The organism is Bacillus sp. GMs2/2 (assembly GCF_050172095.1).
GTDB lineage: Bacteria > Bacillota > Bacilli > Bacillales > Bacillaceae_G > Bacillus_A > Bacillus_A cereus.
Map to the genome: position 1 here is coordinate 1 of NZ_JBNLYE010000711.1, position 1,218 is coordinate 1,218.

The window sequence follows — 1,218 nt, forward strand, 5'->3', positions numbered from 1 at the left end:
GTATTTCTATTGTAGGAATCGGACTAGCTAGTTTTTCTAATTCTAGTTTCGCAGCAAGTGTAACGGACAATTCAGTACAAAATTCTATTCCCGTAGTTAATCAACAAGTAGCTGCTGCAAAGGAAATGAAACCATTTCCGCAGCAAGTTAATTATGCAGGTGTTATAAAACCGAATCATGTTACACAGGAAAGTTTAAATGCTTCTGTAAGAAGTTACTACGATAATTGGAAAAAGAAATATTTGAAAAATGATTTATCTTCTTTACCTGGTGGTTATTATGTAAAAGGAGAGATTACAGGTGATGCAGATGGGTTTAAGCCACTTGGAACTTCAGAAGGTCAAGGGTATGGGATGATAATTACAGTATTAATGGCTGGTTATGATTCGAATGCTCAAAAAATCTATGACGGTTTATTTAAAACAGCAAGAACTTTTAAAAGTTCTCAAAATCCTAATTTAATGGGATGGGTTGTCGCAGATAGTAAAAAAGCACAAGGTCATTTTGATTCTGCTACTGATGGAGATTTAGATATTGCGTATTCTCTTCTTCTTGCTCATAAGCAGTGGGGATCTAATGGAACAGTTAATTATTTGAAAGAAGCACAAGACATGATTACAAAAGGTATTAAAGCTAGTAATGTTACAAATAATAACCGACTAAATTTAGGAGATTGGGATTCTAAAAGTTCACTTGATACGAGACCATCTGATTGGATGATGTCACACCTTAGAGCATTTTATGAATTTACAGGTGATAAAACTTGGCTTACTGTTATTAATAATTTGTACGATGTTTATACGCAATTTAGTAATAAGTACTCTCCAAATACAGGACTTATTTCAGATTTCGTTGTAAAAAACCCACCACAACCCGCACCTAAAGACTTCTTAGAGGAGTCAGAATATACAAATGCATATTATTACAATGCTAGTCGGGTACCATTGAGAATTGTAATGGACTATGCGATGTACGGCGAGAAAAGAAGTAAAGTCATTTCTGATAAAGTTTCTTCGTGGATTCAAAATAAAACGAATGGAAATCCTTCTAAAATTGTGGATGGTTATCAATTAAATGGATCTAATATTGGTAGTTATTCAACTGCTGTATTTGTTTCACCGTTTATTGCTGCAAGTATAACAAGTAGCAATAATCAAAAGTGGGTAAATAGCGGTTGGGATTGGATGAAGAATAAGAGAGAAAGTTATTTTAGTGATA

At 33.7% G+C, this 1,218-nt stretch carries 1 protein-coding gene; it reads left to right on the forward strand.

Annotated features, from left to right (window positions below):
• Positions 1 to 2: 2 nt before the first annotated feature.
• The coding region (locus ACQGS6_RS28905) for a glycosyl hydrolase family 8 (RefSeq protein ID WP_426966067.1) at positions 3 to 1,218 on the forward strand (1,216 nt) is incomplete at its 3' end.